Source organism: Natronomonas aquatica, assembly GCF_024449025.1.
GTDB lineage: Archaea > Halobacteriota > Halobacteria > Halobacteriales > Haloarculaceae > Natronomonas > Natronomonas aquatica.
Genome location: NZ_JAHLKM010000002.1, coordinates 293,387 through 316,328 on the forward strand (window position 1 = coordinate 293,387; position 22,942 = coordinate 316,328).

At 65.2% G+C, this 22,942-nt stretch carries 30 protein-coding genes; 18 read left to right on the top strand and 12 right to left on the bottom strand.

Annotation, left to right across the window (positions count from 1 at the left end):
- Positions 1-60: 60 nt before the first annotated feature.
- A complete protein-coding gene (locus KM295_RS03480; protein ID WP_256028477.1) occupies positions 61-600 on the top strand; it encodes an HTH domain-containing protein in 540 nt (179 codons plus the stop codon).
- A gap of 81 nt (positions 601-681) precedes the next feature.
- Complete coding sequence (locus KM295_RS03485) at positions 682-1,848, top strand: NAD(P)/FAD-dependent oxidoreductase (protein WP_256028478.1); 1,167 nt, start codon at positions 682-684, stop codon at positions 1,846-1,848.
- An 18-nt stretch (positions 1,849-1,866) separates the two neighbouring features.
- On the opposite strand, the gene KM295_RS03490 is transcribed toward KM295_RS03485, so the two are convergent.
- The 4 genes from KM295_RS03490 to KM295_RS03505 form a co-directional block, all read right to left on the bottom strand.
- Positions 1,867-2,697 carry a nucleoside phosphorylase gene (locus KM295_RS03490; protein WP_256028479.1) on the bottom strand — a complete coding sequence of 277 codons (831 nt, stop codon included), beginning with the start codon at positions 2,695-2,697 and terminating at the stop codon, positions 1,867-1,869.
- A complete protein-coding gene (cdd, locus tag KM295_RS03495; protein ID WP_256028480.1) occupies positions 2,694-3,086 on the bottom strand; it encodes a cytidine deaminase in 393 nt (130 codons plus the stop codon). The genes KM295_RS03490 and cdd overlap by 4 nt, the downstream gene beginning before the upstream one ends.
- Positions 3,087-3,131: 45 nt before the next feature.
- On the bottom strand, positions 3,132-4,484 hold the full coding sequence (locus KM295_RS03500; protein WP_256028481.1) for a phosphohexomutase domain-containing protein: 1,353 nt from the start codon (positions 4,482-4,484) through the stop codon (positions 3,132-3,134).
- Between the two features lie 167 nt (positions 4,485-4,651).
- The gene (locus KM295_RS03505; protein ID WP_256028482.1) at positions 4,652-5,278 is read right to left on the bottom strand and encodes an RAD55 family ATPase; all 627 of its coding nucleotides are present in this window, start codon (positions 5,276-5,278) and stop codon (positions 4,652-4,654) included.
- Positions 5,279-5,433: 155 nt separating this feature from the next.
- Between KM295_RS03505 and pyrB the strand changes: the two genes are divergently transcribed.
- The 3 genes from pyrB (at position 5,434) to KM295_RS03520 (ending at position 7,882) form a co-directional block, all read left to right on the top strand.
- Positions 5,434-6,336, top strand: coding sequence for an aspartate carbamoyltransferase (gene pyrB, locus KM295_RS03510; RefSeq protein WP_256028483.1), 903 nt, complete (start codon positions 5,434-5,436; stop codon positions 6,334-6,336).
- Complete coding sequence (gene pyrI / locus KM295_RS03515) at positions 6,333-6,794, top strand: aspartate carbamoyltransferase regulatory subunit (protein ID WP_256028484.1); 462 nt, start codon at positions 6,333-6,335, stop codon at positions 6,792-6,794. Before pyrB ends, pyrI begins: the two co-directional genes overlap by 4 nt.
- A gap of 221 nt (positions 6,795-7,015) precedes the next feature.
- Positions 7,016-7,882: an alpha-amylase family protein gene (locus KM295_RS03520; protein WP_256028485.1), complete on the top strand. Its 867-nt coding sequence runs from the start codon at positions 7,016-7,018 to the stop codon at positions 7,880-7,882.
- Between the two features lie 27 nt (positions 7,883-7,909).
- On the opposite strand, the gene KM295_RS03525 is transcribed toward KM295_RS03520, so the two are convergent.
- The gene (locus KM295_RS03525) at positions 7,910-8,476 is read right to left on the bottom strand and encodes an NUDIX domain-containing protein (RefSeq protein WP_256028486.1); all 567 of its coding nucleotides are present in this window, start codon (positions 8,474-8,476) and stop codon (positions 7,910-7,912) included.
- A 197-nt stretch (positions 8,477-8,673) separates the two neighbouring features.
- Between KM295_RS03525 and KM295_RS03530 the strand changes: the two genes are divergently transcribed.
- The 5 genes from KM295_RS03530 to KM295_RS03550 all read left to right on the top strand — a co-directional run bounded on the left by KM295_RS03530 (position 8,674) and on the right by KM295_RS03550 (position 10,963).
- The gene (locus KM295_RS03530) at positions 8,674-8,862 is read left to right on the top strand and encodes a DUF1918 domain-containing protein (protein ID WP_256028487.1); all 189 of its coding nucleotides are present in this window, start codon (positions 8,674-8,676) and stop codon (positions 8,860-8,862) included.
- A 4-nt stretch (positions 8,863-8,866) separates the two neighbouring features.
- On the top strand, positions 8,867-9,310 hold the full coding sequence (locus tag KM295_RS03535) for an RNA-binding protein (protein ID WP_256028488.1): 444 nt from the start codon (positions 8,867-8,869) through the stop codon (positions 9,308-9,310).
- 75 nt (positions 9,311-9,385) lie between these two features.
- Positions 9,386-10,039 (top strand): HVO_2922 family protein, encoded by a 654-nt coding sequence (locus KM295_RS03540; protein ID WP_256028489.1) that lies wholly within the window; start codon positions 9,386-9,388, stop codon positions 10,037-10,039.
- A 181-nt stretch (positions 10,040-10,220) separates the two neighbouring features.
- Positions 10,221-10,550 (top strand): hypothetical protein, encoded by a 330-nt coding sequence (locus KM295_RS03545; protein WP_256028490.1) that lies wholly within the window; start codon positions 10,221-10,223, stop codon positions 10,548-10,550.
- 68 nt (positions 10,551-10,618) lie between these two features.
- Positions 10,619-10,963, top strand: coding sequence for a DUF7113 family protein (locus KM295_RS03550; protein WP_256028491.1), 345 nt, complete (start codon positions 10,619-10,621; stop codon positions 10,961-10,963).
- Between the two features lie 101 nt (positions 10,964-11,064).
- On the opposite strand, the gene KM295_RS03555 is transcribed toward KM295_RS03550, so the two are convergent.
- Positions 11,065-12,309, bottom strand: coding sequence for a DNA double-strand break repair nuclease NurA (locus tag KM295_RS03555; protein WP_256028492.1), 1,245 nt, complete (start codon positions 12,307-12,309; stop codon positions 11,065-11,067).
- Between the two features lie 40 nt (positions 12,310-12,349).
- Positions 12,350-13,225 (bottom strand): isoaspartyl peptidase/L-asparaginase, encoded by an 876-nt coding sequence (locus KM295_RS03560; RefSeq protein WP_256028493.1) that lies wholly within the window; start codon positions 13,223-13,225, stop codon positions 12,350-12,352.
- Between the two features lie 111 nt (positions 13,226-13,336).
- On the opposite strand from KM295_RS03560, the gene icd reads away from it, so the two are divergent.
- Positions 13,337-14,593, top strand: a complete 1,257-nt coding sequence (gene icd, locus KM295_RS03565; RefSeq protein WP_256028494.1) for an isocitrate dehydrogenase (NADP(+)) — start codon at positions 13,337-13,339, stop codon at positions 14,591-14,593.
- Positions 14,594-14,716: 123 nt separating this feature from the next.
- On the opposite strand, the gene KM295_RS03570 is transcribed toward icd, so the two are convergent.
- Both KM295_RS03570 and proS read right to left on the bottom strand, forming a co-directional pair.
- A complete protein-coding gene (locus KM295_RS03570) occupies positions 14,717-15,055 on the bottom strand; it encodes a cupin domain-containing protein (protein WP_256028495.1) in 339 nt (112 codons plus the stop codon).
- 60 nt (positions 15,056-15,115) lie between these two features.
- Positions 15,116-16,564, bottom strand: a complete 1,449-nt coding sequence (proS, locus tag KM295_RS03575; protein WP_256028496.1) for a proline--tRNA ligase — start codon at positions 16,562-16,564, stop codon at positions 15,116-15,118.
- Between the two features lie 222 nt (positions 16,565-16,786).
- On the opposite strand from proS, the gene KM295_RS03580 reads away from it, so the two are divergent.
- The 4 genes from KM295_RS03580 (at position 16,787) to KM295_RS03595 (ending at position 19,094) form a co-directional block, all read left to right on the top strand.
- A complete protein-coding gene (locus KM295_RS03580) occupies positions 16,787-16,978 on the top strand; it encodes a hypothetical protein (protein WP_256028497.1) in 192 nt (63 codons plus the stop codon).
- A 64-nt stretch (positions 16,979-17,042) separates the two neighbouring features.
- Complete coding sequence (locus tag KM295_RS03585) at positions 17,043-18,011, top strand: phosphoadenosine phosphosulfate reductase family protein (RefSeq protein ID WP_256028498.1); 969 nt, start codon at positions 17,043-17,045, stop codon at positions 18,009-18,011.
- 67 nt (positions 18,012-18,078) lie between these two features.
- A complete protein-coding gene (locus KM295_RS03590; RefSeq protein ID WP_256028499.1) occupies positions 18,079-18,417 on the top strand; it encodes a 2Fe-2S iron-sulfur cluster-binding protein in 339 nt (112 codons plus the stop codon).
- Positions 18,418-18,506: 89 nt separating this feature from the next.
- Positions 18,507-19,094 carry a dolichol kinase gene (locus KM295_RS03595; RefSeq protein WP_256028500.1) on the top strand — a complete coding sequence of 196 codons (588 nt, stop codon included), beginning with the start codon at positions 18,507-18,509 and terminating at the stop codon, positions 19,092-19,094.
- A 4-nt stretch (positions 19,095-19,098) separates the two neighbouring features.
- On the opposite strand, the gene KM295_RS03600 is transcribed toward KM295_RS03595, so the two are convergent.
- Positions 19,099-19,269 (bottom strand): DUF7550 family protein, encoded by a 171-nt coding sequence (locus tag KM295_RS03600; protein WP_256028501.1) that lies wholly within the window; start codon positions 19,267-19,269, stop codon positions 19,099-19,101.
- 105 nt (positions 19,270-19,374) lie between these two features.
- On the opposite strand from KM295_RS03600, the gene KM295_RS03605 reads away from it, so the two are divergent.
- Together KM295_RS03605 and KM295_RS03610 are read left to right on the top strand one after the other, a co-directional pair.
- Positions 19,375-21,321, top strand: coding sequence for an aconitate hydratase (locus tag KM295_RS03605; RefSeq protein ID WP_256028502.1), 1,947 nt, complete (start codon positions 19,375-19,377; stop codon positions 21,319-21,321).
- Positions 21,322-21,368: 47 nt separating this feature from the next.
- Positions 21,369-21,866: a redoxin domain-containing protein gene (locus tag KM295_RS03610; RefSeq protein ID WP_256028503.1), complete on the top strand. Its 498-nt coding sequence runs from the start codon at positions 21,369-21,371 to the stop codon at positions 21,864-21,866.
- Positions 21,867-21,913: 47 nt separating this feature from the next.
- Here KM295_RS03610 and KM295_RS03615 read toward each other — a convergent pair whose 3' ends face one another.
- Together KM295_RS03615 and KM295_RS03620 are read right to left on the bottom strand one after the other, a co-directional pair.
- The gene (locus KM295_RS03615) at positions 21,914-22,450 is read right to left on the bottom strand and encodes an Hsp20/alpha crystallin family protein (RefSeq protein WP_256028504.1); all 537 of its coding nucleotides are present in this window, start codon (positions 22,448-22,450) and stop codon (positions 21,914-21,916) included.
- Positions 22,447-22,605: a DUF7559 family protein gene (locus KM295_RS03620; protein ID WP_256028505.1), complete on the bottom strand. Its 159-nt coding sequence runs from the start codon at positions 22,603-22,605 to the stop codon at positions 22,447-22,449. The genes KM295_RS03615 and KM295_RS03620 overlap by 4 nt, the downstream gene beginning before the upstream one ends.
- Positions 22,606-22,746: 141 nt before the next feature.
- On the opposite strand from KM295_RS03620, the gene KM295_RS03625 reads away from it, so the two are divergent.
- Positions 22,747-22,929, top strand: coding sequence for a hypothetical protein (locus tag KM295_RS03625; protein ID WP_256028506.1), 183 nt, complete (start codon positions 22,747-22,749; stop codon positions 22,927-22,929).
- Positions 22,930-22,942 lie beyond the last annotated feature (13 nt).

The window sequence follows — 22,942 nt, forward strand, 5'->3', positions numbered from 1 at the left end:
CGGAGTCTCCTCGGTCCCACCACCGTCGCCTTTAAGTCTGAAAGTACCGAAGTGTCGTTCATGTCATCGATCGAACTTACGCCCAGCCAAAAAACGATCCTCCAGGAACTTATCAACCTGTTTCGGGAGTCCGAGAGCGCGGTCAAAGGCGAGGACATCGCCGAGAACGTCGACCGGAACCCGGGGACGATCCGAAACCAGATGCAGAGCCTCAAGGCGCTCCAGCTCGTCGAGGGAGTTCCCGGTCCGAAGGGCGGATACAAGCCGACGGCGACGGCCTACGACGCGCTCAAGATTCAGGAGATGGATCAGGCGGCTGACGTCCCGTTCCGCCACAAAAAAGAACTCATAGAGGGCGCGAACGTCCAGGAGATCGACCTGACAAGCGTTCACCATCCAGAGCTCTGTCGGGCGGAAATCAAACTCCAGGGTTCGATCGCCGAGTTCGAGGAGAACGACAAGATAAGCGTCGGCCCGACGCCGCTGTCGAGACTGCTGATCGAGGGGAAACTCGAAGGAAAGGACGACACCAACAACAGTCTCATCCTCACTATCGACAACATGGCCGCGCCGGCGGGCGAGGAGAACCCGTCCCACTGAGCGGCACGACCGACGGGAAGTCAGCCGCCTCAGCGGCTCCGTTTCAATAGGTTTGTATCCGGTGACATCCAACAGGAGGACATGACAGAAGATGTTGTCGTGCTCGGTTCGGGATACGCCGGCACCGGCGCAATAAAACGGCTCGAATCGGAACTCGACGACGAGGCGGATCTGACCTGGGTCTCGGACGTAGATCACCATCTCGTCTTACACGAATCCCATCGCTGCATCCGTGATCCGGATATCAAAGACAAGGTTACCTTCGACGTGTCGACGATCAAGTCCCCGTCGACACGTTTCATCGAGGCGCGGGTCGAATCGGTCGACACCGACGAGTGCGTGGTCACCCTCGAGGACGACTCGACCGTCGAATACGATTATCTGCTCGTGGGGTTCGGTTCACAGACAGCCTTCTTCGGGATCGACGGCCTCAAGGAACACTCGTTGACGCTGAAATCGCTCGCTGACGTTCTCGAGATCCACGAGGTAGTCACCCAGGCTGCACGTGAGGCGTCCCGAAACGACCCCGCTCAGGTGATCGTCGGCGGCGCCGGCCTCTCGGGGATCCAGTCGGCCGGCGAGATCGCCGAGTTCCGGGACAAACACCGGGCACCGATCGACATCCACCTCGTCGAGGGGCTCGAGAACGTCTTCCCGAACAACGACCCCGTCGTGCAGGCAAAGCTGCGAAAACTACTCGAGACAAAGGACATCGAGATCCACACCGGCGAGTTCATCGGCGAGGTCGATGACGAGGTGGTTTACGTCGGCGACGAGAAAGAACTCGAGTACGACGTGCTGCTTTGGACCGGCGGGATCACTGGTCAGGACGCGGCCGAAACCATCGACGTCGAGAAAGACGAACGGAACAACCGGATCGAGGCCGCTTCGGACTTCCAGACGTCCGACGAGCGCGTCTTCTCGATCGGCGACGCCGCGCTCGTCGATCAACCCGGCCAGGACCAGCCTGCCCCGCCGACCGCACAGGCCGCCTGGCAGGCCGCCGAGGTCGCCGGCGAGAACATCGCCCGCAGCATTCGAGGCCAGCCGCTACAGGAGTGGGAGCACGACGACAAAGGGACGCTCATCTCCGTCGGCAACAAGGCTGTCGCCCACGACGTCAAGGGCGTCCCGATCAATACCTTCGGCGGTCCGGCCGCCAAGATGCTGAAGAAGACGGTCGCGGCACGCTGGATCAACACGGTCACCGGTGTCGGTGACGCCGCGAAAGCGTTCCCCGACATGTAGTGTCGGGCACTCCCCGCTTTACTCCGGGTCCGGGAGCGATAGACCGGCGTGCCACCGATCGACGCCGGCCTCGGCTTTGATCCGGTCCATCCGGGTAAGCAGCGCCGCCGCGAGCGACGCCGTTTCGGCCGCCTTCCGCTGGCCTTCGGTCCGGAATTCCCCCGTCACGCGGTTGGCGTACACCGTACACACGGCTCCCGCCCGGAGCCCGTAGAGGCTCGCGAGCGTCAGGATCGAACTCGCCTCCATCTCGAAGTTGAGGACGCCGGCCGACCGGAGCTCCTCGAGCCGTTCTGTCGCCCCGGCCGCTCGGAAACCCCCGAACCCCGGGCGTGCCTGGCCCGCGTAGAACGAATCCGTAGAGCACGTAACCCCGAGATGATACTGGTGATCGAGCCGTTCGGCCGCGGTTACGAGTGCAGTGACGACCTCCTCGTGGGCGATTGCCGGATACGACCTGCGGACGTATTCGTCGCTCGTCCCCTCCTGTCGGACCGCGCCGGTCGTGATGACGAGATCGCCGACTTCGACGCCCTCCTGTATCGTGCCACAGGAGCCGACCCGGAGGAACGACTCGGCGCCGATCCGGGCCAGCTCTTCGACCGCGATCGCGGCCGAGGGCGAGCCGATCCCGGTGGAGGTGACGGCGATCGGTTCGCCGCCGTACTCGCCGGCCAGCGTCCGGTACTCACGGTGGTCGGCGAGTTGCTCGGAACGGTCCCAACACTCCGCGATTATATCGACGCGGTCCGGATCACCGGGCAGCAGGACCGGACCGTCGATGTCCCCCTCGCGGAGTTCGAGGTGGTACTGTTCGCCGTCGTTCGGGGCGTCGCTTTCGTCGGTCATTCGAGGTGCCCGCCGGTAATCGTGTTCGGGAGCAGCTCCCCGAGCGTGTACTCGGCCGTCGTGTCCTTCTCGTCGCAGATCACCCGGAGTTCCGGCGCACAGAACTCCGATAGCGACTGTCGGCACATACCACACGGCGTGACCCCGTCGCGGCGACCAGAGCTGACGGCGATCCGCTCGAACGACCGATGGCCCTCCTCGATCGCCTTCGAGATCGCCAGTTCCTCGGCGTGGACGCTGTTGGAGTAGTTCGCGTTCTCAATATTACTGCCGGTGAACACGGTTCCGTCGGCCGTTTCGATCGCGGCGCCGACGGAGTACTCCGAGTACGGCGCGTAGGACCGTTCGACCGCCTTCCGAGCGACCGCGAGCAGATCCTCGTCCTCCATACCCGCATCTCGGTACCGGCCGGCAAATATCTGCCCCCGGCGGGACTACGCGTCCTCGATCGCGCCTTCGACGACCTCGATGACGGCTTCGATCAGTTTCTCGACCGTCTCGCTTTCGGCGTAGATACGGACGTAGGGTTCGGTTCCGCTCGGCCGGACGAGTACCCACGCCCCGTCCGGAAACGTCAGCCGGACACCGTACTCCGTCTCGGTGTCGGCCGCCGGAAACGCCTCCGGGAGCCGCGCCGTCAGAAGCGACATGGCCGGTCGCTTCCGGTCGTCCGGACAGTCGACGCTCACCTTTCGATAGGGGCGCTCTCGAACGGGCGCCCGGAGATCCGAAAGCCCCCGATCGGCGGCCAGGGCGCCGACGACGCCCGCGCTGATCGTCGCGTCGATCCAGGGGCCAAAGTGGGGGTGGATGTGTTTCCACGGCTCGGCGGCGAAGACGATCTCCGTGCCGTCGTCGCGTTCGTCTTCGATGGCCGCCATTCCTTCGTGGAGTCCACCGAGGTGGGTCCGTTCGACCCGTCCGCCGGCCGCTTTGACCCGATCGTCGATCCGGCCGGAGGCGTTCGGTGTCGTCACGACGACCGGGTCGGCGGCGTCGCTCGTTTCCGTGTAGTGTTCAGCGACGATCGCGAGGACAGTATCTTCGTGGACGACCTCGCCCTCGGCGTCGATCACGACGATCCGGTCGCCGTCCCCATCGTGTCCGAGGCCGAGATCGAACGGCCCGTCGGCGACGAACGCCCGGAGGTCGGCGAGGCTTTCGGCGGTCGGCTTCGAGGTCCGCCCCGGGAAGTGGCCGTCGATGCTGGCGTTGAGCGTCGTAACGGTCGCCCCGAGCTCACGGAGTACGCCCGGCGTCGCGAGACTCGACGTTCCGTTCCCGCAGTCGACAGCGGCACGGATCCCGTCACAGTCCCCGATCTCCTCGCCGACGTACTCGACGGCGGCGGCACGGTACGCCTCGATCACGTCAGCGCGGGTCCGGGATCCCCACTGGTCCCACCCGACCGGCCCCTGTTCGGATTCGATGCGCGATTCGATCCGGCGTTCGGCCTCCCGGTCGTACTCGACCCCATCGACGAAGAACTTGAGCCCGTTGTCCGCGGGCGGATTGTGACTCGCCGTCACCATGACCCCGCGACGCCCGCGGCTCGCGTAGGCGAGCGCCGGCGTCGTGACCTCACCGAGTCTGATCACGTCAACGCCGCCGCTCAACAGCCCGGCTTCGAGGGCTGCGGCGAGCGCCTGACCGGTCTCGCGGCCGTCCCGGCCGACGACGAACTTCGATCCGTCCTCGGCGGCCGCTCGGCCGAGCCTCAACGCGAGCGACGGCGGTACTTCCGTCCGTGCAGCCCCACGGATACCGGCGGTTCCGAACAGCTCCATGCCGGACGTTCGGCGACAAAGTACATTAAACGGCCGTATGCGAACAGACAGCGTTTCAGGAACGTCCTCGACAGCCCACACGCTGTACTCCCGCCCCGATGGGCTGTCGGCGGGTGTCTACGTCATGGGTCGTCTGGTCCCGTGCTCGTATATAAACCGCCGGCCGATCAGGCGATATCGCGGCTGGTGTCGATGTCGATCGCCGCACTGAGATCGAGTTTGATCACGTCCGAGAGCGCCCGGCCGCCGCGGAACTTGGGAACGGCGAGCCGGTTTTCGATCCGATCGCCTTTGACCGTCGTTTCGAGCTCGAAGACGATGTCGGCCATGTGTTCGGTCGTGTCCCGGAGCTGTGGGACGCTGTGTCCCTCGAGACAGTGCAGCATGGCTAGCCCCTCCGTGTTGTAGATGTGGTTCTGGAGCTCGTTGAGGAAGTTCCGGTACCGGGCTGGGTCGCTCCGCTCGAGCGCGTCGACGGGATCGACGACGAGGTTCGAAGACTCGGGAAGCGCGGCGACGAGCTTCGAGGCGTTATCGAGCGGCGCATCGCCTGTCACGTCCCTGACCGTCGGGTCGGCGGTGTTCGTCGGCGCGTTCTCGATGCTTTTTGCGACCGCGTCGCTGGTCCGATCGACGGAGAGATACAGGGTCCCCCGCGCCGCGGTCAGTTCATACAGGAACAGTTCGGCCTGGCTGGCCGGCGCGGCAGCGAGCGCGACGATGCTACCCGCCGGGATCCCGCCCTCGAGCTCGCGGTCGAGGGCCGCGATACCGGTCTTGAGGCGCTCGCTCATCGGATTACGGTTCGAGGGCGGCGCGATTAAAACTTCTGGCGGATCTATTCAGTAAAACACACGGCGAGTACGGATCGCCCGATGCCGGCGGGTACCCGGAGGACGCGGCGGCGTAGCTGGGGGATTCAAGAGCGTTCGCACCGGACCCTCCATCAATGCGTTACGACCACCTCATCAGTGCGAAACAGCTCTCGCGTGAGGACATCGAGTCCGTGCTCGATCGGGCCGCCGAGGTCGCGGCCGATCCCGGGGCGTTCGCGGACACACACGCGGGGACGCTTCTGGGATTGCTGTTTTTCGAACCGAGCACCCGGACCAGAATGTCGTTCGACGCCGCGATGAAGCGGCTCGGCGGCGACACGATCGACATGGGGAGCGTCGACTCCTCCTCGGTCAAGAAAGGCGAGAGCCTCGCGGATACGGTCCGGGTCATCGAGGGCTACGCCGACGCGCTCGTGCTCAGACACCCCTCCGAGGGGGCCGCAAAGCTCGCAAGCGAGTTCGTCGATGTCCCGGTCGTCAACGCTGGCGACGGGGCCGGCCAGCATCCGACCCAGACGCTTTTGGACCTGTATACGATCCGGGAGAACGCCGGGCTCGACGGTCTCAGGATCGGTATCGTCGGCGATCTGAAGTACGGACGGACGGTCCACTCGCTCGCTCACGCGCTGACGAACTTCGACGCCGAACAGCACTTCATCAGCCCCGAAAGCCTCCGGCTGCCGCGGGGCATCCGGTACGATCTCCAGTCGTCCGGTACGACCGTTCGGGAACATACGGAGATCGAGGACGCACTCGAAGATCTCGACGTGCTGTACGTCACCCGGATCCAGCGCGAGCGGTTCCCGGACGAGAACGAATACCGACAGGTCGCCGGTGAGTACCGTATCGACTCGGCGCTGCTCGAATCCGCCGCCCCGGAGCTTACCGTCATGCACCCGCTGCCCCGGGTCGACGAGATCGCCCCCGAGATCGACGAGACTGCCCGTGCGGCGTACTTCGAACAGGCACACAACGGCATCCCGGTTCGGATGGCACTTCTGGACGAGATACTATGACAGACACCGAACTCCGCGTTTCGAAGATCGAGAACGGAACCGTCATCGACCACGTCCCCGGCGGAGAGGCGCTCACCGTCCTCGCGATCCTCGGGATCGACGGGAGCGGCGGCGAGGTGGTCAGCATCGGGATGAACGTCCCCTCCGACCGGCTCGGAAAGAAGGACATCGTGAAAATCGAGGGGCGCGAACTGAGCCAGGCCGAGGTCGACGTGCTCTCGCTCATCGCTCCCGAGGCGACGATCAACATCGTCCGGGCGTTCGAGGTTATCGAGAAACACCACGTCACCAGACCGGAGACGGTCCGTGGCGTGCTCTCGTGTCCGAACGCCAACTGCATCACGACGGAAAACGAACCCGTCGAATCCAGATTCGACGTCCTCGATGCGGGCGTCCGGTGTGTGTACTGTGAGACGATCATCGACGGCTCCATCGCATCACACATCCACTCGACGTAGGCCACCCCTCCTTTTCGCCCCCGAGCCGAGCGGGTCAGCAGAAAGATTATGCCATCGGATACCGTTGATCGAAGCGTATGTCGAAGAAAGCACTCGCGGTCGTTCTCGTCGCAGCGGTCGTCCTGTTGTACGTAAAGAAACGATAGCTCCCCGGCGCTACTGGAACCGCCCTCCGATCACTTTTCCGAACGACTTACCCTCCGAGAGTCCCCAGTAGCGCTATGCACGGCGTCGTCACGCGGAACGAGGAGGAGACTGAATGGCCCGACTTCGACCGGAGCTTCTATGAAGTCAAGGACGTCTCGGGACGATCCGCCGAACCCCTCGAGGGGACGGTGAGCATGATCTCCTGTTTCGGTGACAACGCCGCCGCCGAGGAGGAGCCCGACCTCGTCCCCGTCACTCCCGACGGTCAGCGGGCGACCCGCGAGCGGACCTACTTCGATTGGGCGTACATCTGTCCGACCCACGACGGCTACCGCGAAGGGCTACTCGAGATCGTCGAGGACTGTACCGCGGTGACGCCGGACGTGCGGCTCGACGACATCGGGTTCCCGCGCCCGGAGTATTGCTACTGTGACCGCTGTAACGAACGGTTCGAGAGGTGGGCCCGGACCCGTCACGAGGACGGTGAAGGGCCCCCGCCCGAAGAGACGACGATCGAGGACCGCTACGCGTGGCGTGCCGACGTGATCAAGTCGTTCGTTCGGGACGCGGCCGATCGGATCCCCGGTCGGCTCTATATGACGCTGTACCCGGATCCATACGAGGGCCACCTCTACGAGCGGGCGGGAATCGACCTCGAAGCGATCGAACCGTTCGTCGACGAGTTCGTCGTGCCGCTGTACGACACCTACTACGGGACGACCTACTGGCTGGAGACGATCGCCCGGGGGTTCGAGGACCGCCTGAACACGCCGTTCAGCCTCGAGTTGTACGCGGTCGATGTCGACGTCGACAACCTGATCCACGCGATCGAGGTCGCCGGGAGCTACGGCGAATCGGTGCTCTTCGGGTACGACGCCGCCAACGCCCGGGCGGCGCTCCGACGGATGGATGCCGACCGCCGCGATGGCGTGGAGTGGTGAGCACCCCCGACCCGACGCCCGGTATCGTTATGTTACCGCGCGTGCGGCCTCGATGAGGTCGCCCCGGTCGCGGGTGTCTTCGGGCATCCCGTCCGGATCGAACCACCGCGCGTCGCTGATCTCCCCGTCCGGATCCGAGACCGCCGTCTCGGTCGTCTCCGCGGTCGCATGAAAGACGGGGAGCAGCCCCCAGGTATCACAGCCGCGACAGTTGATCTCGACGCGAGCCACCATCGCGAGCCCCCGGTAGGTGGCCCCGATGCCGGCCTCCTCTTCGAGTTCGCGCTCGGCGGTCTCCCGGAACGACTCGGAGCCGTCGACGCCGCCACCGGGCAGGACCCACAGGTCGACGCCCTCGTGTCTGACCAAGAGGAGTTCGCCGCCCTCCCGGCGGACGAGGGTGTGAACGCCGTAAGGCGTCCCGTGCCGTCGGATTCGGGTGGCGAGCGTGCGGAACCGGGCTCTCGAGACTCGCTTCCGGTAGGTGCGTCGGATGCCCTCATCACCGTATCGCTCCGACAGCCGGTGGGCGGCCCGTTCGGCCCGGCGTTCGGCCTCCTCGGCGAGGTACCACAACCCGTCTATAGACGTCATCCCGACCACCCCCATCGGCGTATCGGCCCCGTCTCGGTCGGAGGGAGGGACCGCAGGACAGCGGGACGTAACATACGATCGCTTAGACGTCGATCGCTGAAAAACTGTTCGAAGGGGGCGGGTGGACCGATCGGCTCGAATTCCGATATTCGACGCTGAAGCGACGGGCTTTTTCGGTACCGACGAAAAGCGGACGTATGGCATTTGAAAAGGGCGATCGCGTGGTATTCCACGACAAACACAGCGAGTACGACGGTGAAACAGGCGAGGTAACGCAGGTCTCCGAGACGATGTTCGGCGACAACACCTACATCGTCGAGTTCGAGGAGGGACAGGAGGCCGGGATCGCCGAGGAATCCCTCGAGACGGCCGAGGGCGACGAGTGAACCGATGAGCGCCGTCCCGTTCCACTACGTCGACCTCCGGACGTTCTGCTATGCGACGGAGGACGAAAAGCGGGTCGAGACGGCGCTTCGGACCTTCCTCCCCGAGGAGACGGAGATCGACAGCGACGCGACCGAGGGACACTACGGCGATCGGATCCTGGTTCTCTCGGTGCGACTCGAGCGGGCCGACGACGTCCGGTACGTCCTCTCGAAGCTGACCGAACTCGGCTCGTTCGATCGGCTCCTCTCGGAACTCGAAGACCGGATCGACGACAACTGCGCCTTCTTCATCCAGCTGGACAAACAGGCCGCCTACCGGGGGGACGTCGAACTCGGCGACGGTCTCATGCTCCGCGGGAAGGTCGAGGCCTACCCGGCGACGAAGGATCGGGCGATCGAGACCGCCAGCGAGGCCCTCGCGGCCCTCGAAGCACAGACGGACAGGTAATCGACGGACTCTCGACGTTTTCCCGGACCCGTCGGCGGGTAGTCTTATATGTATGTGTGATGTTCATGATAATGTATGACAGAAGAGACGATCCACGAGGAAAAACGGACCCGGAGCCGGAAAGGAATCGCATCGTACCTACACCGGATCGCGAACGCGCTCGGCCGCGGCGAACGCGTCCCCGCCGACGAGAACCAGACCGTGACCGTCGACCCGCCGGCCAGACCCACGCTCGAGACCGACATCGAACGCGACGGCGACACGCTCAGTCTCGAGATCGAGATGGAGTGGGACGGGACCGACAGCGAGGTCGAGACCGACACGAACGCCAGCAAGGCGGCCTTCCGGCGGTACGTCGACAGCGAGGACAAACACCGCTGGCGGCTGGTCCACGACAACGGCAACATCATCGCCGACGGCGGCGAAGGATACGCCTCGAAACAGAAGGCGACACAGGGGATCGAAAGCGTCAGATCGAACGCTCCCGGCGCCGCGGTGGTCGATCTCTCTAGCGAAGAGTCGATCGATAGCCCCGATGACGGAAGCGACGCCGTCTTCGAGCTGTTCGAGGATTCGGCCGGCGAGTATCGATGGCGGTTGGTCCACGACAACGGCAACATCATCGCCGACGGCGGACAGGGCTACTCGTCGAAACAGAAGGCGAAACAGGGCCTCCGGAGCGTCAAGCGGAACGTTCCCGGGGCAGCCGTCGAGGACGCAGACGAGTAGAACCGTAGGGGAAAGGAGGCGCTGGGAAGATCGACACTGTTTACGCTGATCGTATTCGATAGGACCCCGGTTTTCACCACTGAATACCCCGGGTTCCCCTCGAACTCACTGTCCGAGTTCGACCGAGCTATAAAATGGGTATCCCTCCTTGTTCCGAAACGAGACGGTCCTCGTACCAACCATGATACAGGTTTCCGACGAACTCCGCGACGTGTGTGTCGGCGCAACAGTGAACCTGTTCGTTTCCGTCGGGGAGACCTCCAGACGGCTCAAAGGGGAGGTCTACGAGACCAGAGAACGCGGCGAGAACGGCGACGTCGTTGAGGTCCGGATCACCGAAGGTGCACCCGGCGATTCGGATATCGTCTTCTGGCTCGGGTTCGCCGAGGAAGCGACCTACATGCTGCCGCTGGACGCCTACGACGATCGGCTCGTCTACGTCGAGTACCGTCACAACGGTGCCAGAACGGGCCTCAACGTCCGGACCGTCCGGGAGGTCGGGGTCCGGTGAGTCGGAAGGCCGCCGTCTCCGTTCCGTCGCACCGCTTTTACTCGTGTGTCGCGTAGTGTCGCCCGGATATGCTCCGGATTCGCGGCTCAGCGGGGGGAACTGCACTGACCGGGACGCTGTACGAACCCGGCGAGAACCCGCCGACGTTCCGCGGCGCGCCCGACGACGAGGCGCCGTACGTGTGGGTCTGTGATTCCTTTTATGAGGTCGAAAGCGGCGGGCAGACACAGACCCTTGAGGGCCGGGAGATCCAGGTCGCCTTCGAGTCGCCGATGCCGCGTGGGTTCGAAGACAAAGCGCACGCGATCGACGCCGCGACGGCGCACGTCCGGACGCAGTTCGCCCGCCTCGGGGTCGACGAGTCGGCCGTCGACGTCGACGTCCTCGAGGTAGCCGACGACCCGACCGCGTAACTCATGGGGAGTATCGTAGCCAGCCGGAGCGTTTCAGGCCCGACTTCCGGTACTGTGAACCGGCTCCTCGCGGTGCGTCGTGAACTCCTACGATACCCCCATCACGCCACAAGTCCCCACCGTTCGTCGTCGTAGGACCGGTCGCGGTCGGCGTCGAACCGTCGTTCTATCGCCCGTGTGAGCGCGGCCTTCTCCTCGCGGCTGATCCGGGCCAACTCGTCGGCTTTCGAGACCGCAAGTGGGGGTCCGCCCCCGTGGGCGATATCCCGCAGTACCTGCATCGTCAGCGCCTCCCGTGTTTCGGAGTCGCGTGTGAACACGGCGGGCGCCTCGATCCGGAACAGAAGCTCCTCGCGGGGGTCGTACACACAGAAGAACGTCACCTCGTAGTCGGCGGGATCGCGCTCCCGCTCGAGCCCGAGAGCGTCGCCGTCGGCCGACAGCGGTTCGTCGACGCCACACCGGGAGACGAACCAGTCGGTGAAGGTCAACTGGTCGGTCAGCGGTTCGCCGTCGACGTCGGTCCGCCGCAGGACGCGCTCGAAGAGGGCGGCGTCGTCGGCCCAGGGGGCCCGTTTCTGCCGGCGGAGCGTCCTGGTTATCGCTTTCGAACTCCCGTTTTTGACGAAACCGACAAGCGGGACGCCCCGGTCGGCAAAGCGCTCGACCAGATCGATGTAGCTCGCGACGACGTCCCGGGGGCGTTCGGCCTCGGCGAGGAGATCAGCGAGTTCGGGGTGTCGGTCCGTCCACGCCAGCAGCCCTTTCGGGTAGATCGGCCCGTCGAGGACGAGGAGATCCTCGACGACCTCGGCCTGCGTTTCGGCGTGGTTCACCTCCGCGAGATACAGCGACAGCGCGTGGACGACTGCCTCCTCGTAGCGGCTGACGCGTGGCGCCTGTAGCACCCGTCCCTTCGAGTAGCCGCCGTCGAACATCGTCCAGTCGTCCTCCCCGCAGTCGACGGTCGCGTCGTTGGAGTGGACCGTCGCCACCACTGTCCGCGAGCGGTGCAGCTCCAGCTCCGAGGGGACGGACGCCATCGCCGCCTGTGCCACGTCGAGGACGAGGCCGTTCGTGAACGTCGTCGGGTTGATCGTTCCCGAATCGAGCCCGTGTTGGGTCGGAAACGGCGCCTCCTGGAGGGCGGCGTCCTCGATCTCGATCCGCCGGCGGCGAAGCTGGTCCAGCGGTTCGAGGACCCGCCGGTCACCGTCCCACAGCGGGTCGAGGAACTCCGCGAAGACCGTCTCGGCGAAGTCATCGTGGTCGGTCGAATCGACGCGCTGGCTGATCCGGCCCGCGAGCTGTGCGATGCCGTCGAAGTGGACCGGGTCGAGGGTCATACGCCGTCTGGGGCGCTCTGGCTCATAAAACGTCGGCCGATCACCCTAACTCGCCGGCGACGGCCGTCGCCATCGTGTCGCTGTTGTAGTCGGCGCCGGTCTTCCCGTCCGGTGTCAGGACGATGAGGCCGGCGTGGCCCTCTGTGAGGCCGCCGAACTCGTCGATCGCCGTCCGCGCGGCCGATCCGGCGTCGTGGCCGTCCTCGAGCAGTTCGACGGCCCGCCGCGAGAGGGTGTGTCGGGCGATATCCTCGCCGGCCCCGGTCGCGGAGACGCCGCCGGCTCCGGTACAGTAGAACCCCGAACCGACCTGCGGGACGTCGCCGACGCGACCGGCGAGGGCGAACCATCGGCCGCCGGTCGACGTCGCGGCGGCCGTCCGTTCGCCGTCGGTGGCGACCGCGCCGACCGTATCGTGGTCCCGCTCGGCGGGGCCGCCGAACCGCTCTCGGACCCACGTCGCCTGCGCTTCGATCCCGTCCGGCGGCCTCTCGCCGAGGTCCTCCCAGCGCGTTCGGGTTCGGTCCGTCCATAGGTCGACATCGGTCTCGACCCCGTACGCGTCGGCCAGATCGACGGCGTGAACGCCCGAAACCAGGACGTGTGGTGTCTCCGATCGGACGACTACCGCGACGTCGATCGCGTGTTCGACGCCGGGCATGCCACAGGCTGCCCCGACACTGCGGTCCTCGCGCATGATCCCTGCGTCGGTCCGGATGTACCCATCCGACTGGACGGCGCTCCCCCTGCCGGCGTTGAAGCGTGGGTCCGACTCGAGCGCCCCGAGGGCCGTCCGGACCGCATCGATCGGTGATTCCGCCTCGCTTCCGGCTTCCGCGGCCGAATCGAGCGCTCGCTGCCGGGTCTCCGGATCCGCCGGGGCCGTCCCGGCGCCCCCGTGGACGATGACTCGCATGCCCGACCGTCGTCCCGTTGGCACTTATTTCTTCTAACTATCACGATCGTTATTTATAGATACGCCGGGAGAACGGTACGCCTTTCATGGCCCCCTTCAAAACCGTCCGGTATGGATTACGACAAAGTCGAGGTTCCGACCGAGGGCTCGAAGATCGAGGCGACGGGGGAGGACGAACTCTCCGTCCCCGATGACCCGATCATCCCGATCATCTACGGCGACGGCGTCGGCAGCGACGTCGGCCCCGCCGCACAGACCGTCCTGGAGGCCGCCGCCGAGGCGACCGGCCGCGAGATCAACTGGATGCGGCTGTACGCCGGCGAAGCCGCCCGCGAGAAGTACGGCGAGAACCTGCCCGACGAGACCGTCGAAGCGATCCGGGAACACCGCGTCGCGATCAAGGGACCGCTGACGACGCCGGTCGGCGCCGGCTTTCGCTCTCTGAACGTCGCCCTGCGCAAGAAGCTCGATCTGTACGCGAACGTCCGGCCGACCTACCATCTCGACGGCGTCCCCTCGCCGGTCTCAGAGCCCGAACAGATGGACATGGTCACGTTCCGTGAGAACACCGAGGACGTCTACGCCGGCATCGAGTGGGAGGCCGGAACCGACGAGGTCGAGCAGGTCAAGGAGTTCGTCGAGGAGGACATGGGCGCCGACGACGTCATCCACGACGGTCCCGTCGGCATCGGCGTCAAGCCGATCTCTGAGTTCGGCTCCAAGCGGCTGGTCCGCCGGGCGATCGATTACGCCCTCGAACACGACCGCGATTCGGTCACGCTGGTCCACAAGGGCAACATCATGAAGTTCACAGAGGGGCAGTTCCGCGACTGGGGCTATGAGGTCGCAGACGAAGAGTACGGCGAGGAAGTCATCACCGAGGACACCCTCTGGGAGGAACGGGACGGCGAAGCGCCCGAGGACGCCGTCGTCGTCAACGACCGCATCGCGGACAACATGCTCCAGCAGGTGCTCACCCGGACCGACCAGTACGACGTGCTGGCGACGATGAACCTCAACGGCGATTACATCTCCGACGCCTGTGGCGCCCAGATCGGCGGGCTCGGAATCGCCCCCGGTGCCAACTTCGGCGACGGCCGCATGCTCGCCGAACCGGTCCACGGGTCGGCCCCCAAATACGAGGGCCAGGACAAGGTCAACCCCACCGCGATCATCCTTTCGGGCCGCATGATGCTCGAGTACCTCGGCTGGACCGACGCCGCGGATCTGGTCCGCGATGCCGTCGAGGAGACGATCTCCTCCGGGCGGGTCACCTACGACCTCGAACGACAGCTCGAGGACGCCGAGAAACTCGCCACCAGCGAGTTCGCCGAGGCGGTCGTAGAGAACATCAACGACCTCGCCTGAGACGGCGGGACCGAACCTCGTTCCGTTTCTGTCCTGGGCAACGCTGGGGCTGAGCCACCGGATCCGGACAGAGACGTCTACCCGTCGAATCCAACCGCAGTGATCCCGACGCCGCGTCGGGTGTTACTCCGCCCAATCGGGATCCGTCCGCGCCGGCGAGAAGACGTCGATCCCGCGAACGACGGTGTCGCCGCGGTTCTCTACCCCGTGGGGTTCCCCGCCCGGGATGACGAACGAGTCGCCCGCAGAGAGCGTCACCGTCCCCTCATCCGAGAGGAACGTCAACTCGCCCTCGTAGAGGTACCCGATCTGCTCGTGGGGATGGTCGTGTTTCGGAACGGCCGCGCCGGGTTCGATCTCGAACTCCTGCATGCTCGTCTCTTCGCCGTCGACGAGCTTCGTCAGGTGGACGTTTTCGACCGCTTCGACCGAGTCTTTATCGGACAGTCCGATGTGCTCCATAGGCGCCTATCACCCCCGGTCGAAATAAAAACGGGGGATCCATTCCCGCCCGTCCCCGGTTCAGTAGGATTTCGCGAAGTAGGCGGTTTCGGTCGCGTCCTCGCCACAGATCCCGCAGGTGTCGTGGATCGGTTCCTCCTCGGTGTCGAGCGGGAGCATCACGATCTCGGCGGCGATCTCGTCTTTGATAACCGCCTCGCAGTCCTCGTCGCCGCACCAGCCCGTCTTGACGTAGCCGCCGTGTTGGCCGATCGTGCCGAGGATCTCGCCGCGGCCGTGGGCCTCACGGACGTTCTCTTCGAGATTCTCTTCGGCGGCCGCATAGAGTTTGGCGTAGACGGTCTCGAGGGCCTCGTCGACCGATCCGACGATCCCCTCCCGATCCGCGCTCTCCGTTTCGCCGTCCGGCCGGTGGACGAGCGTCGCCTCGCTGTCCTCGACCTCGTTGGGACCGATCTCGATCCGGAGCGGGACGCCGTTGAGTTCGTGTTCGTTGAACTTGAAGCCGGGATTGCGCTCGTCGCGGTCGTCGAGTTCGGCGCGGAACTCCTCGTCGAGTTCGGCGGCGAGGTCGGCGGCGTACTCCCGGACGCTCTCTTCGGTTTCGGCCTGCCAGATCGGGACGACGACGACCTGCGTCGGGGCCAGCGCCGGCGGCAGGACGAGCCCCTGATCGTCCGAGTGGGTCATGATGAGCGCGCCGAGCGCGCGCCAGGACAGCCCCCACGAGGTGGTGTGGGCGATCCGCTCGTTTTCGTCCTCGTCGGTGTAGGTGATGTCGAACGCCTCGGCGAAGGAGGTCCCGAGGTGGTGGCTCGTCCCGGCCTGCACCGACTTGCCGTCCGGCATCAGCGCCTCGATGGTCGTCGTCGTGTGCGCGCCGGGGAACTTGTCGTGTTCGGGCTTCCGGCCGAGCATACCGGGGATGGCCATCACCTCCTCGTAGAGCCGTTCGTACTGGTGCAACCGGGTCATCGTCTCCTCCCAGGCGTCCTCGTGGGTCGCGTGGGCGGTGTGGCCCTCCTGCCAGAGGAACTCCTTCGTCCGGAAGAACGGTTTGGTTTCGGTGGCCTCCCAGCGGACGACCGAACACCACTGGTTGACCCGCAACGGGAGGTCCCGATAGCTGCGGACCCACTCGGCGATAAAGGGCGTGATGATCGACTCGGAGGTCGGCCGGACGGCGAGGCGCTCTTCGAGTTCCTCGTGGCCGCCGTGGGTCACCCACGCGACCTCGGGGTCGAACCCCTCGACGATGTCCTTCTCCCGTTCGAGGTACGATTCGGGGATGAACATCGGGAAGTAGGCGTTCTGTACGCCGGTCTGTTTGAACCAGCCGTCCAGATGCTCCTTGAGCCGCTCCCAGATCGCGTAGCCGCGCGGGCGGGTAACGATGAACCCGCCCATCGGGGCGTAGTCCGCGAGGCCGGCTTTCTGGACGACCTCGGCGTACCACTCGCCGGGATTGTGTGCTTTGCTCTCCGTGATTCCGAGTTCTTGTTCACTCATGGTGTTTTTGCGTTCGCGTTCGGCTGTCGCTTCCGAACGGACTGGCGTTGGTGTCCGTTCGGCGGCGTGCGTTTATATACTGTCGGGATCTGCTCGTGTCCGATCGTCGTGTGAATGTTCCGGACGGAAGAGCGGACGACAGACACACTCCGGTGGACGGTTATCGGTTCAGAATCCGTAACGTCTCGAAGATTTATTTTACGAACCGTCGATGGTCGGGATATGGAGATTATCGATGGCGACAAGACGCGGTGTAGTCGGTGTGAGGACGTTATCTCGCTCGCCGAGGCGGTCGTTCTAGAGCGGCAGAACAACAAGGCGATGGAGAAGCCCCTCTGTGGGACGTGTTTCGAAAACGTCGGCGTTCCGAAGGGCTACGAGGTCGAACGGGACGTGACCTACCTGGAACGATAGCACGGCGTTCGGCCGTGTGGAATCCGAAACATCCTTTAGTTCTCTAATTAGATGTAATTATACGATGAGCGAGTTCCCGGAATACGTCGACGTATCGTACACCGACGGGGAGGGCGAGTCCGCCGCCGACTACCCCGCGATCGAGGACAAAATCGAAAAGGCCATCGAGGTCGTTGCGACCGGCCTCGAGGAGTACGAAAACCCCGCGATCATGTGGACCGGCGGGAAGGATTCGACGCTAACGCTGTATTTCGTCAAGGAGGTCGCCGAGCAGTACGGCTACGACCTCCCGCCCGCGGTCTTCATCGACCACTACCAGCACTTCGACGAACTGCTCGAGTTCGTCGACCGGTGGGCCGAGGAGTGGGACCTCGAGGTCATCTTCGCGCGCAACGAGGACGTCGGTGCCTACGTCGAGGAACACGGCCTCGAGCCCGGTGACGACATCCCCGTCGAGGAACTCGACGAGAACAACCGCCGTCACATTCGGGAAATCCTCGAATACGAGGAGGACACCTTCCCGTTCCTGCTGGATACCTACGTCGGCAACCACCTGCTGAAGACGGTCGCGCTGAACAACACGTTGGAGGAACACGGCATCGACGGGATCATCTCGGGGATCCGCTGGGACGAACAGGAGGCCCGCGCCGAGGAGACCTTCTTCTCGCCGCGGCACGACCCCGACATCTATCCGCCCCACGACCGGATCCAGCCGATCCTGCAGTTCGACGAAGCCGACGTCTGGGACGCCTTCTGGTACTACGTCGTCCCCGAGACCGTCTCGGAGTACCCCGACGACGGCTACGTCCCGCAGGACTACGACGACCTGCCGAACGACCTCACCCACGAGGACATCCCCGTCTCGCCGAAGTACTTCGCCGGCTTCCGGTCGCTGGGCAGCGAGATCTCGACCGAAAAGAGCGACGAGGCCCCCGCATGGCTACAGGACTTAGAGAACACGACCGAACGTGCCGGTCGTGCCCAGGACAAAGAGGACCTGATGGAGCGGCTGCGGGACCTCGGTTACATGTAAGCGACACCCCCGGATGGAGAAACGACGTTGGTAAAGAGTTTTGTCCGGGTTCCCCCAAACGGGGGACATGACCGATTACACTGTCGAGTTCGTCGGGACCGGCGAGACGATCACGGTCGCCGATACGAGTACTATCCTCCAGCGCTGCATCGAGGAAGGGATCGCCCAGGAGTACTCCTGTCGCGTCGGGATGTGTCTGGCCTGTTCGGCCGAAATAATCGAAGGCGAGGTCACACAGCCGGCGGCCCGCGGGCTCACCGACGAAGAGCGGGAACGCTACGCTTTGACGTGTATGGCCCGCCCGCAGTCGGATCTGAAACTCGACCGCGGGAAGTACCCCCCGAGCATCGACGCCGACACCGCGGCCGACGACGGCGGCCCCGATCCGGCCGCAGCCGACGACTGATACGGCTCGATCCCGGACCGATCGACGGCCGGCCGCCCGGCGCCTCGAAGTCCCAACCGCTATGAGACCCCGGCCGGTACCCCTCTCGTATGGCCCTCGAGATCGGTCGCCGGCTCGTTCACGCCTCGGGGGCGACACTCCCCGCCGCGTATCTCATCGATACCCACGTTCTCGGGACGGGGCTTTTCACGTGGTCGGTTGTTCGGGCGCTCACCGTCCTTGGACTGCTCGTGACCGCAATCCTCGAGGCCGCCCGGCTGTACGGCGGCCTCGAACACGTGATCTACGACCGGCTCACCCGTGGGTACGAGGCGGATTCCGTCGCCGGCTACGCGATGTACGTCCTCAGCAGCACGGTCACGGTCTTCGCCTTCGAACCGCGCGTGGCGGTCCCGGCGCTTTTCATGCTCGCGCTCGCCGACCCGGTAAGCGGGATGCTCTCGGGCGATCAGTTCCGCGTCGTCGCCCGCCCCCGCGTGTTCGTCGGGATGTTCGCCGTCAGTTTCCTCTTGGCGTTCCCCTTCGTTTCCCTGCCGGCCGCCGCCGCCGGAGCCTTCGGTGCGACGGCCGCCGACGGCGTGAAACCGATCGTCGCCGGCCACGTCGTCGACGACAACCTCACGATTCCCTTGTTCGCCGCGGGGGCGATGTCCCTCGCCCTATCGGTCGTCGGCTGACCGCCTACAGGAGGACCGCAAGCGGGACGCCGAAGGTGACCGCGAGCCCCACGAGCGCGATCGCGGCGCCGACGAGCGTCTGCCTCGCCGTGTACTCGCTCTGTGGGGCCGTCGATCGGCTCCCGGTGGATCCGTGTGGGTGGTGGTCGTGGTCGTCGTGGTCCTCGTCGTCCATACGCGATCATCCGTCGGGCCGATACTTCGACTTACCGCTTCCCACGGTCCGGGTACGGTGGCCGCGATCCTGAAGATTGATGCCCGTTGAATATAGAGGCGGGGTATGGGATGGACACTCACGGAAAAGGTCCTGGCGGATCACCTGGTCGATGGCACGCTCGAGCCGGGCGAGGAGATCGGCATCGAGATCGATCACACGCTCGCACACGACCTCACCGGACCGCTCGTGTGGCTGCAGTTCGAGGCGCTGGAACTCGACGAGGTGCGGACCGAGATCTCTGTCCAGCACTGCGACCACCAGACCTACCAGCCCGATTTCAGGGTCAGCGACGACCACCGCTTTCTGCGGAGCGCGACCGGTACCTACGGGGCGTACTTTTCGCGTCCGGGAACCGGGATCTGCCATCAGATCCACAAGGAAAACTTCGTGGTGCCCGGCAAGACCATCCTCGGGGCGGATTCACACACCCCGACTGCGGGCGGCCTCGGGCAGTTCGGGATCGGCTCCGGCGGCCTCGATATCACCGTCGCGATGGGCGGGGAGCCGTACTACTTCGAGATGCCCGAGATCGTCAACGTCCGACTGGAGGGCGAACTCGGCGAGTGGGCCACCGCCAAGGACGTCATCCTCGAGTTGCTCCGCCGGACATCGGTCAAATACGGCGTCGGCAAGGTCTTCGAGTACACCGGCCCCGGCGTCGAGTCGCTTTCGGCCCACGAGCGGACGGTGATCGCGAACATGGGGACCGAACTCGGCGCGACGAGTTCGATGTTCCCGACCGACGAGCGAACCCGAGAACTCTTCGGTCGGCTGGGCCGCGAGGAGGATTTCGTCGAGATTCGACCGGACGAGGACGCCGAATACGACGGGACGATCGAGGTCGACCTCTCCGGGATCGAGCCGCTGATCGCGGCGCCGTCGATGCCCGACAACGTCGTCCCGGTCCGGGAGGTCGCCGGGGTCTCGGTCGATCAGGTGCTTTTCGGGTCGTGTACGAACGGGGCTTACGAGGACCTGCTGCCGGCCGCGAAGATGCTCGAGGACCGGACCGTCGATCCCCGGACGGAGGTGACAGTCGCACCGGGATCGAAGCGCGCCGCCGAGCAGTTGACCCGCGAGGGCTGGACGGTCGAACTGATGGCCGCCGGCGTCAACATCTCCGAGGCGACCTGTGGGGCCTGTATCGGTGCCGGCCACGTTCCGGCCTCCGATTCCGTCTCGGTGCGGACCTTCAACCGCAACTTCGAGGGCCGATCGGGGATGGAAGACGACAGCGTCTATCTCTGCTCGCCCGAGACCGCCACGGCGGCGGCAATCGCCGGCGAGATCGTCGATCCGCGCGATCTGGCCGAGGAACTCGGCGATCTGGAGCCGCCGGGGCGGGCGATGCCGGACGAATACGTCGACGTCAGCGAATCGGACATCATCACACCGGGGGAGGCCGAGGAGGACGAACTCATCAAGGGACCGAACGTCGGGACCGTCCCGCTGAAGGATCCCCTTCCCGCCGACATCGAAGGCCCGGCGCTTCTGAAGATGGGCGACAACATCACGACCGACCACATCATCCCGGCGACCAAGGAGGTCTCGATGCACCGATCGAACGTGCCGAAGCTCTCGGAGTTCACGCTCAGCCGGGTCGACGAGACGTTCGCGGAACGCGCCGCGGCGGCCGACGGCGGCTTTCTCGTCGCCGGCGAGAACTACGGACAGGGGTCCTCCCGGGAACACGCGGCGCTGTGTCCGATGTATCTCGGTGTGGAGGGCGTCCTCGCACGGAGCCTCGCCCGCATCCACAAGACGAACCTGTTTAATTTCGGGATCGTGCCGCTTTCGATCACCGGAGAGGCCTACGGGAAGATCGAGCAGGGCGACGATATCGAGATCGTCGACGACGTCGCCGAGGCCGTCAGTTCGGGGCAGGAGGCCTTCACCGTCCGCGTCGACGGCGGGTGGGAGACGACGGCCACGCTCGAGGCCTCCTCGCGGGAGCGACAACTGCTCGTAGACGGGGGCAAACTGCCGCACACGAAACAGAAACAGACCTAGAACGGGGGGAACCCCACTTATATGTCCGTGGGGGGCATGTTCGGGGTATGGTAGACATCGGCAGCGAGGCGCCGGACTTTACGGTACCCGTCGCCGGCGGCACAGCGTACAACGACGTCGAACCGTTCACGCTCTCGGCGGCGCTGGAGGAGGGGCCGGTCGTCCTCGCGTTCTACCCGGCGGCCTTCACGAGCGTGTGTACCGAGGAGATGTGTGCGTTCCGGGACTCGATGTCGAGGTTCGACGGACTCGACGCGCGCGTTTACGGCGTCAGCGTGGATCTTCCCTTCGCACAGAACGTCTGGATCGAGGAGGAAGGGCTGAACTTCCCGATGCTCTCCGATTGGGACCACGAGGTCATCGAAAAATACGACGTGATCCTCGAGGACATGTACGGGATGGTCGAGGTGGCCCAACGCAGCGTCTTCGTCGTCGACTCCGCCGGCGTCGTGACGTATAAATGGGTCCCGGAAGGGGACAACCCGGACTTCGACGCTCTCGTCTCCGAGATCGGGGACGCGGTCGCCGAGGCTGCCGGGGACTGATCCGGATCCGAAGACGGTCGTCGCTCGAGAACGGGACGGGGCTCCCGTTAGGTGGTGTTCGGTCCGTCTCCGGGGGTGTCGGGGTCGGTCCCCTCTTTTACCCCGGGTTCGACGCCGCTGTCGGTTTCGGATCCCGTACCGGAATCCGGTTCCGCCGAGGTGTCGACGACGGCCGTTTCGCCGCCGTCATCCCCGTCCTCGGTGCTTTCGTCGGCCGCTTTCGGGATCAACACTTCGAGCGTTCCGCTCTCCGTCAGCGTCGCCTCGGCCCGGTCGGGGTCGACGGCGGCGCCCTCCGGCAGTTCGACGCCGCCGTCGAGGGCGAGCCCGCGGCCCGGGAGGACCATCTCGTAGTCGTCGTGGAACTCCCGGAACCGATCGATACGGACCGAGACGGCTCCCCTCTCGAATCGGACGTCGACGTCGGCGGCCGTCGCCCCCGGGGCGTCGAAGACCGCCAGATAGGCGTCGTCGCTCTCCAGGAGGTCCGCCGAAAGCGACCGGCGTTCCTGAAACCGGCTGGCCGCCCGCCCGACCCCGCCGAGGACGGCGCGGCCGATCGAGGCCCCCACCTCTCGGATCATACCTCGAGTTCCTCCAGGGTGTCGTCGGCCCCACAGTACGGGCAGGCGAACGACTCGGCGCCGGTTCCGTCCGGCATCGAGTAGCGGTAGTGTAGCTCCATCATGTCCAGATCGCACTCCTCGCGCGTACAGACGACCTCGAGCGTTTTCGGCATACCTCCCCTACGAGCGTGACGCTAATCAATTCCCCGGCGTGTGCCCGTCGGACGGACCGAACCGTACGGCCCCTCCCCTCGGCGTCCGCGTTCGCCCCACGAGACGAAATCTATATTAGCCGAACGCCGAAAGCGTCGTACATGGTCGACAAATTCGACATCGCCGGGTACCTCGGAATGGGGCTGTTCATCGGTGCGTTCTTCGGTTTCGTACTCTCACGGGGCGACGCGATGTTCGCCGGCGTGGGTGCGGCTGTCCTGGGCGTGATCGCGATGGTCTATCTGTTCACGCTCGGCAGAACCGGCGGTCCGATCGCAGCCTGAAAACGACGGCACT

Bases quoted from the DNA above. Each gene is read 5' to 3' on its own strand.
- KM295_RS03480 (WP_256028477.1), top strand. From the start codon at position 61: ATGTCATCGATCGAACTTACGCCCAGCCAAAAAACGATCCTCCAGGAA.
- KM295_RS03485 (WP_256028478.1), top strand. From the start codon at position 682: ATGACAGAAGATGTTGTCGTGCTCGGTTCGGGATACGCCGGCACCGGC.
- KM295_RS03490 (WP_256028479.1), bottom strand. From the start codon at position 2,697: ATGACCGACGAAAGCGACGCCCCGAACGACGGCGAACAGTACCACCTC.
- cdd (WP_256028480.1), bottom strand. From the start codon at position 3,086: ATGGAGGACGAGGATCTGCTCGCGGTCGCTCGGAAGGCGGTCGAACGG.
- KM295_RS03500 (WP_256028481.1), bottom strand. From the start codon at position 4,484: ATGGAGCTGTTCGGAACCGCCGGTATCCGTGGGGCTGCACGGACGGAA.
- KM295_RS03505 (WP_256028482.1), bottom strand. From the start codon at position 5,278: ATGAGCGAGCGCCTCAAGACCGGTATCGCGGCCCTCGACCGCGAGCTC.
- pyrB (WP_256028483.1), top strand. From the start codon at position 5,434: ATGCGTTACGACCACCTCATCAGTGCGAAACAGCTCTCGCGTGAGGAC.
- pyrI (WP_256028484.1), top strand. From the start codon at position 6,333: ATGACAGACACCGAACTCCGCGTTTCGAAGATCGAGAACGGAACCGTC.
- KM295_RS03520 (WP_256028485.1), top strand. From the start codon at position 7,016: ATGCACGGCGTCGTCACGCGGAACGAGGAGGAGACTGAATGGCCCGAC.
- KM295_RS03525 (WP_256028486.1), bottom strand. From the start codon at position 8,476: ATGACGTCTATAGACGGGTTGTGGTACCTCGCCGAGGAGGCCGAACGC.
- KM295_RS03530 (WP_256028487.1), top strand. From the start codon at position 8,674: ATGGCATTTGAAAAGGGCGATCGCGTGGTATTCCACGACAAACACAGC.
- KM295_RS03535 (WP_256028488.1), top strand. From the start codon at position 8,867: ATGAGCGCCGTCCCGTTCCACTACGTCGACCTCCGGACGTTCTGCTAT.
- KM295_RS03540 (WP_256028489.1), top strand. From the start codon at position 9,386: ATGACAGAAGAGACGATCCACGAGGAAAAACGGACCCGGAGCCGGAAA.
- KM295_RS03545 (WP_256028490.1), top strand. From the start codon at position 10,221: ATGATACAGGTTTCCGACGAACTCCGCGACGTGTGTGTCGGCGCAACA.
- KM295_RS03550 (WP_256028491.1), top strand. From the start codon at position 10,619: ATGCTCCGGATTCGCGGCTCAGCGGGGGGAACTGCACTGACCGGGACG.
- KM295_RS03555 (WP_256028492.1), bottom strand. From the start codon at position 12,309: ATGACCCTCGACCCGGTCCACTTCGACGGCATCGCACAGCTCGCGGGC.
- KM295_RS03560 (WP_256028493.1), bottom strand. From the start codon at position 13,225: ATGCGAGTCATCGTCCACGGGGGCGCCGGGACGGCCCCGGCGGATCCG.
- icd (WP_256028494.1), top strand. From the start codon at position 13,337: ATGGATTACGACAAAGTCGAGGTTCCGACCGAGGGCTCGAAGATCGAG.
- KM295_RS03570 (WP_256028495.1), bottom strand. From the start codon at position 15,055: ATGGAGCACATCGGACTGTCCGATAAAGACTCGGTCGAAGCGGTCGAA.
- proS (WP_256028496.1), bottom strand. From the start codon at position 16,564: ATGAGTGAACAAGAACTCGGAATCACGGAGAGCAAAGCACACAATCCC.
- KM295_RS03580 (WP_256028497.1), top strand. From the start codon at position 16,787: ATGGAGATTATCGATGGCGACAAGACGCGGTGTAGTCGGTGTGAGGAC.
- KM295_RS03585 (WP_256028498.1), top strand. From the start codon at position 17,043: ATGAGCGAGTTCCCGGAATACGTCGACGTATCGTACACCGACGGGGAG.
- KM295_RS03590 (WP_256028499.1), top strand. From the start codon at position 18,079: ATGACCGATTACACTGTCGAGTTCGTCGGGACCGGCGAGACGATCACG.
- KM295_RS03595 (WP_256028500.1), top strand. From the start codon at position 18,507: ATGGCCCTCGAGATCGGTCGCCGGCTCGTTCACGCCTCGGGGGCGACA.
- KM295_RS03600 (WP_256028501.1), bottom strand. From the start codon at position 19,269: ATGGACGACGAGGACCACGACGACCACGACCACCACCCACACGGATCC.
- KM295_RS03605 (WP_256028502.1), top strand. From the start codon at position 19,375: ATGGGATGGACACTCACGGAAAAGGTCCTGGCGGATCACCTGGTCGAT.
- KM295_RS03610 (WP_256028503.1), top strand. From the start codon at position 21,369: ATGGTAGACATCGGCAGCGAGGCGCCGGACTTTACGGTACCCGTCGCC.
- KM295_RS03615 (WP_256028504.1), bottom strand. From the start codon at position 22,450: ATGATCCGAGAGGTGGGGGCCTCGATCGGCCGCGCCGTCCTCGGCGGG.
- KM295_RS03620 (WP_256028505.1), bottom strand. From the start codon at position 22,605: ATGCCGAAAACGCTCGAGGTCGTCTGTACGCGCGAGGAGTGCGATCTG.
- KM295_RS03625 (WP_256028506.1), top strand. From the start codon at position 22,747: ATGGTCGACAAATTCGACATCGCCGGGTACCTCGGAATGGGGCTGTTC.